A 6470-nucleotide genomic window follows, 5' to 3' on the forward strand; every position below is an offset into this window, starting at 1 on the left:
AACTGAATATGGCGTTCTGAGTCTTCCCACCATGATCGGGGAAGACCCATATAAATACATGTGTGGTGGTCGTAATGCGCAAAATAATCCATGTCGATATGGACTGTTTTTTTGCCGCAGTGGAGATGCGTGACAACCCGGCGCTGCGGGATATTCCTATTGCCATTGGCGGTAGCCGTGTCCAGCGCGGTGTAATCAGCACCGCCAACTATCCTGCGCGCAAATTTGGCGTGCGCAGCGCCATGCCTACCGCCATGGCCCTTAAGCTTTGTCCTCATCTCACGCTTTTACCCGGTCGCTTTGAGGCGTACAAAGAAGCGTCCCTGCATATCCGCGAAATCTTCTCTCGCTACACCTCACTGATTGAACCTCTGTCGCTGGACGAAGCTTATCTTGATGTCACCGACAGCGTGCACTGTCACGGCTCCGCGACGCTGATGGCGCAGGAGATCCGCCGGACTATCTTCCAGGAGCTGAATCTGACCGCGTCGGCAGGTGTCGCACCGGTGAAGTTCCTCGCCAAAATAGCGTCCGATCTCAACAAGCCCGACGGCCAGTACGTTATTACCCCGGAAGAGGTCCCGGCGTTTTTAAAAACGCTGCCGCTCGGCAAAATCCCGGGCGTAGGCAAAGTCTCTGCGGCAAAGCTGGAAAGCATGGGGCTGCGAACCTGCGAAGATGTACAGCGCAGCGATTTAGCCATGCTGCTTAAACGTTTTGGAAAATTTGGCCGCGTGCTGTGGGAGCGCAGTCAGGGGATAGACGAGCGCAGTGTCAGCAGCGAGCGGCTGCGAAAGTCGGTCGGGGTTGAACGCACATTGATTGAAGATATTCATGACTGGTCTGAATGCGAAACCATCATTACGGAGCAGCTCTATCCTGAACTGGAACGGCGCTTAATCAAGGTCAAACCGGACCTGCTGATTGCCCGTCAGGGCGTGAAGCTTAAGTTCAATGATTTTCAGCAGACGACTCAGGAGCATGTCTGGCCGCGCCTGAATAAAGAGGATCTCATCGCGACGGCGAAAAAGGCCTGGGATGAACGTCGGGGCGGGCGAGGGGTCAGGCTGGTGGGGTTACACGTTACCTTGCTGGATCCGCAGCTGGAACGTCAGCTGGTATTGGGATTGTAAAAAGGCCGGTGGCGCGACGTTGTTCACCCTCTCCCTTTGGGAGAGGGCTGGGGTGAGGGTATTACTTAGCAGGAATCGCTTTCAGCAGTTCAGTCAGCAGGGTCCAGTAATGGCCCACGCTTTCAATGTGAACCTGCTCATCCGGCGAGTGCGGCCCGGTAATGGTTGGCCCAATGGAGACCATATCCATGTTCGGGTACGGCTTCTTGAACAGACCACATTCCAGACCCGCGTGGATCACCTGAATGTTTGGGGTGCTGTTGAACAGACGCTGGTATGTTTCACGCACCAGTGCCATCACCGGAGAGCTTGCGTCCGGCTGCCAGCCTGGGTAGCTGCCTTTGGCAGAGGTTTTCGCACCGGCCAGCGTGCCCAGAGATTCCAGCATGCTCACTACGTACTCTTTACCGGTGTCGATAAGCGATCGGATCAGGCAGATGATCTCTGCGCTGTCGTCGCCCATGGTGACCACACCCACGTTCAGAGAGGTTTCAACCACGCCTTTCGCGACGTCTGAGTTGCGGATCACGCCGTTTGGTGTCGCGTTTAACAGCTGAATAAAGGTGTCACGAGACTGGGTGGTCAGCGCGGCTTTATCCGTGGAGACGGACTCCAGCACTACGGTCAGGTTCTTCTCTTTCGCGGACAGTTCGTTTTTCAGGATATCCAGATAGACGCTGGAGAGCTTTTTCAGCTCGTCCGCTTTGGCGGCTGGAACGGCTACCGTCGCGAACGCTTCACGTGGGATTGCGTTGCGCAGCGTACCGCCGTTGAAATCGACCAGACGCAGGTCCAGCTCAGCCGCGTGGCCCGCCAGGAAGCGTGCCAGCAGTTTGTTGGCGTTGCCCAGGCCTAAGTGAATATCACCGCCGGAGTGGCCGCCTTTAAGCCCTTTCAGCGTCAGCTTGAAGGTCTGGAAGCCAGCAGGCACCGCTTCACGGGAGAGCGGCAGGGTAGAGATAAAATCAATCCCGCCCGCGCAGCCCATGTAGATCTCGCCTTCTTCTTCGGAGTCGGTGTTGATCAGAATATCCGCCTGCAGCCAGTTCGCCTGCAGACCGAACGCACCGTCCATGCCCGCTTCTTCGGTCATGGTTAGCAGCACTTCCAGTGGACCGTGCTGAACGCTGTCGTCCGCCAGTACCGCCAGCGCAGAGGCCATACCGATACCGTTATCTGCACCCAGCGTGGTGCCGCGTGCTTTCACCCAGTCGCCGTCGATGTACGGCTGGATCGGGTCTTTCGTGAAGTCGTGAACGGTGTCGTTGTTTTTCTGTGGCACCATATCCAGGTGCGCCTGCAGCACAACCGGTTTACGGTTTTCCATGCCTGCGGTCGCCGGTTTGCGGATCAGAATGTTGCCAACCTGGTCGCGTTCAGCGTGCAGACCTTTTTCCTTCGCCCAACCCATAATATGTTCGGCAAGCTGTTCTTCATGGTAAGACGGGTGTGGAATGGAGCAGATTTTGGCAAAAATATCCCACAGCGGCTGGGGAGATAATTGAGACAGTTCAGACACGATAAGTCTCCTTGTCGATGCCCTGCAAAGCGAGTTGCAGGTCACAGGGTTAGCAGGTTAATAGTTACCACAAGTCAGGCTTGCGAGATGCAACTGAGAATACCACTTTCTCAGATGGCTGGTAGCATAAAGCATGTAAAAACTCAGGCAGAGGGCGCTAAACACTGGTTTTTAGTGCGTCAGATCTCTATAATCTCGCGCAACCTATTTCCCCCTCGAACACTTTTTAAGCCGTATAAAAACAGGCTGGGACACTTCACATGAGCGAAAAATACGTCGTCACCTGGGACATGTTGCAGATCCACGCACGCAAACTGGCCGCGCGTCTGATGCCTTCTGAACAGTGGAAAGGCATTATTGCCGTTAGCCGTGGCGGTCTGGTACCGGGGGCGCTGCTGGCCCGTGAGCTGGGTATTCGTCATGTCGATACCGTCTGCATTTCCAGCTATGACCACGACAACCAGCGTGAGCTGAAAGTGCTGAAACGCGCGGAAGGCGACGGTGAAGGTTTCATCGTTATTGATGACCTGGTGGATACCGGTGGTACCGCGGTGGCTATCCGCGAAATGTACCCAAAAGCACACTTCGTCACCATCTTTGCGAAACCGGCGGGCCGCCCACTGGTTGATGATTACGTGATTGATATCCCACAGGATACCTGGATTGAACAGCCATGGGACATGGGCGTGGTCTTCGTACCGCCTATTTCCGGCCGTTAATTTCCGTACGTAACTTTACACGCCCGGCTATGCCGGGCGTTGTTCTTTTTATTCTGCCACGCGTTACAATGGACACTATATGACGTATCCATGGAGGCAACGCAATGACGCAGGCGAATCTCACCGAGACACTCTTCAAACCCCGTTTCAAGCACCCTGAAACCTCGACGCTGGTGCGTCGCTTCAATCCGGGGAACCAGTCTGCATTAGACGGTAAAAACGTGCCTCACTGGTATCGCATGATTAACCGCCTGATGTGGATCTGGCGTGGTATTGATCCGCGTGAAATCCTCGATGTGCAGGCGCGTATCGTCATGAGTGAAGCCGAGCGTACCGACAGCGAACTCTACGATACGGTGGTGGGTTACCGCGGTGGCAACTGGATCTACGAATGGTCGAAACAGGCGATGCTCTGGCAGCAAAAAGCCAGCCAGGAAGAGGACGCCACCCTCAGCGGCAAGCACTGGCTGCACGCAGCCAATCTTTACGCCATTGCCGCCTATCCGCACTTAAAAGGGGATGAGCTGGCAGAGCAGGCGCAGGCGCTGGCAAACCGTGCCTATGAAGAGGCTGCCCAACGCTTGCCGGGCCGGATGCGCGAGCTTGAGTTCACCATCCCCGGCGGCGCGCCCGTGACCGGATTCCTGCATATGCCTGAAGGCGACGGCCCGTTCCCGACCGTGCTGATGTGCGGTGGGCTGGATTCGCTGCAAATCGACTATTACAGTCTGTATGAGCGTTACTTCGCCCCAAAAGGGATCGCGATGCTGACGCTTGATATGCCCTCTATCGGTTTTTCCTCTAAATGGAAACTGACGCAGGATTCCAGTCTTCTGCACCAGCATGCGCTGAAAGCGCTGGAAAACATTCCCTGGGTCGACCACACCCGCGTCGCGGCGTTTGGTTTCCGCTTTGGGGCGAACGTGGCCGTGCGTCTGGCCTATCTTGAGGCGTCACGCCTGAAGGCCGTAGCCTGTCTTGGGCCGGTGGTTCACGCTCTGCTCAGCGATCCTGCCCGTCAGGGCAGCGTGCCGGAAATGTACCTCGACGTACTGGCCAGCCGCCTTGGCATGCATGATGCTTCAGACGAAGCGCTGCGCGTGGAACTCAATCGCTATTCGTTAAAAACGCAGGGCCTGCTGGGACGCCGGTGTCCAACGCCGATGCTGTCCGGCTTCTGGAAAAACGATCCGTTCAGCCCGGAAGAGGAGTCACGCTTAATCACATCGTCATCTGCGGATGGCAAATTGCTGGAAGTTCCCTTCAGCCCGGTGTATCAGAATTTTGACAAAGCATTAAAAGAGATTACGCGTTGGATCGCCCAGAGATTGTGTTAAGAGATTGCTAAATTTTGATGGTTTGGTAAAACAGTGGCTTCACAAAAGGAGATCGTAATGACGTTACCGAGTGGACACCCGAAAAGTAGATTGATTAAGAAGTTCATGGCTCTTGGCCCGTATATTCGAGAAGAGCAGTGTGAAGAGAATCGCTTTTTTTTCGACTGCCTGGCTGTATGCGTCAACGTGAAGCCTGCACCCGAAAAACGTGAATTCTGGGGCTGGTGGATGGAAATGGAAGCAGAAGAGAAACGTTTTACCTATAGCTACCAGTTTGGCCTGTTTAATAAAGACGGCAACTGGCAGGCCACCACCATCAAAGATCAGGAAGTGATTGACCGCCTGGAATATACCCTGAAAGAGTTCCACGACAAGGCGAGCGATTTACTGGCCACGCTGGACCTGAAGCTTGAGCCTGCCGATGATTTTTCCAGTGAAAAGGCGAAATTGACGGCGTAAAGATGAAATAATGCCGGGTGATGATCCCGTAGGCCCGGTAAGCGCAGCGCCACCGGGCACAAAAAAACCGGCTTAATGCCGGTTTTTTTATTACTGCCGACTCAGAACTGGTAGGTCATACCCAGGGCAACGATATCATCGCTGCTCACGCCCAGTTTGTTATCGTCATCAATCTGGTTGATTTTATAATCAACAAACGCGGACATATTTTTGTTGAAATAATAGGTCGCGCCGACGTCGATATATTTCACCAGATCTTCATCGCCAATACCTTCGATATCCTTGCCTTTAGACTGGACATAACCCAGGGATGGACGCAGACCGAAATCGAACTGATATTGTGCGACCACTTCAAAGTTCTGCGCTTTATTGGCAAAGCCGCCAGAAATTGGGGTCATATTGCGGGTTTCGGAGTACATCGCCGCCAGGTAGATATCGTTCGCATCATATTTCAGACCGGTTGCCCAGGCTTCGGCTTTTTTGCCTTCGCCGCGGGTCAGCAGGTTCTGCGCGTTGGTACGATCAGAGTTGGTGTACGCGCCGCTTACCGCGAAATCGCTGCCGCCAAAGTCATAGGTCAGAGACGTACCAAAACCGTCACCGTTCTGTTTTTTGACGTCGCGGTTTTCGTTTTTACCCTGGTATTGCAGGGTCATATCCAGACCATCAACCGCGCCAAAGAAGTCGGTGTTACGGTAAGTGGCAAGACCGCTTGCACGCTTGGTCATGAAGTTATCGGTCTGCGCGGAAGAGTCGCCGCCAAACTCAGGGAACATATCGGTCCACGCTTCCACGTCATACAACGCGCCCAGGTTACGACCGTAATCCAGGGAACCAAAGTCTTTCAGCTTCAGACCGGCGAATGCCAGACGCGTTTTCTGAGTGGAATCGCTCTCTGCTTTGTTGCCTGCAAATTCCGCTTCCCAACGGCCATAGCCCGTCAGCTGATCGTTAATCTGAGTTTCACCTTTAAAACCGAAACGCACGTATGTCTGGTCACCATCTTTTGAATCGTCATCACTGATGTAGTGCATTGCTTTAACTTTGCCGTACACGTCCAGTTTGTTGCCGTTTTTATTATAAACTTCGGCAGCGTGAACAGATGCGGAAGCCACAACGCCCATAACCATTAATGCCAGAGTGCTCTTTTTCATTTCGATCCTGTCTTATAAACGCGCTTAAAAATTCGCTGGATGATAAGCTCATGCTTAAGTCCCGTGAAAAAACAGAAAGGGTTTTAACGTTACGGAGACTTTGTTGAATAAATCGAACTTTTGCTGAGTTGAAGGATCAGATCACGCAT

6 protein-coding genes are annotated in these 6470 nt (G+C 53.7%); 4 read left to right on the forward strand and 2 right to left on the reverse strand.

Annotation, left to right across the window (positions count from 1 at the left end; genetic code table 11):
* Positions 1 to 74 precede the first annotated feature (74 nt).
* Positions 75 to 1133: a DNA polymerase IV gene (gene dinB / locus HX884_RS24705; protein WP_013095738.1), complete on the forward strand. Its 1059-nt coding sequence runs from the start codon at positions 75 to 77 to the stop codon at positions 1131 to 1133.
* Positions 1134 to 1194: 61 nt separating this feature from the next.
* Here the strand turns inward: dinB and pepD are convergent, their stop codons facing one another.
* A complete protein-coding gene (gene pepD, locus HX884_RS24710) occupies positions 1195 to 2652 on the reverse strand; it encodes a cytosol nonspecific dipeptidase (protein WP_020686318.1) in 1458 nt (485 codons plus the stop codon).
* A gap of 260 nt (positions 2653 to 2912) precedes the next feature.
* Between pepD and gpt the strand changes: the two genes are divergently transcribed.
* From gpt to crl, 3 genes are all read left to right on the forward strand, one after another.
* A complete protein-coding gene (gpt, locus tag HX884_RS24715) occupies positions 2913 to 3371 on the forward strand; it encodes a xanthine phosphoribosyltransferase (protein ID WP_003863205.1) in 459 nt (152 codons plus the stop codon).
* A 104-nt stretch (positions 3372 to 3475) separates the two neighbouring features.
* Positions 3476 to 4708, forward strand: coding sequence for an esterase FrsA (frsA, locus tag HX884_RS24720; RefSeq protein ID WP_178328936.1), 1233 nt, complete (start codon positions 3476 to 3478; stop codon positions 4706 to 4708).
* A 57-nt stretch (positions 4709 to 4765) separates the two neighbouring features.
* Positions 4766 to 5167, forward strand: coding sequence for a sigma factor-binding protein Crl (crl, locus tag HX884_RS24725; protein WP_178328937.1), 402 nt, complete (start codon positions 4766 to 4768; stop codon positions 5165 to 5167).
* A gap of 101 nt (positions 5168 to 5268) precedes the next feature.
* On the opposite strand, the gene phoE is transcribed toward crl, so the two are convergent.
* Positions 5269 to 6321, reverse strand: a complete 1053-nt coding sequence (gene phoE / locus HX884_RS24730; RefSeq protein ID WP_013095744.1) for a phosphoporin PhoE — start codon at positions 6319 to 6321, stop codon at positions 5269 to 5271.
* Positions 6322 to 6470 lie beyond the last annotated feature (149 nt).

This window comes from Enterobacter sp. SECR19-1250 (assembly GCF_013391025.1).
Classification (GTDB): Bacteria; Pseudomonadota; Gammaproteobacteria; order Enterobacterales; family Enterobacteriaceae; genus Enterobacter; species Enterobacter cloacae.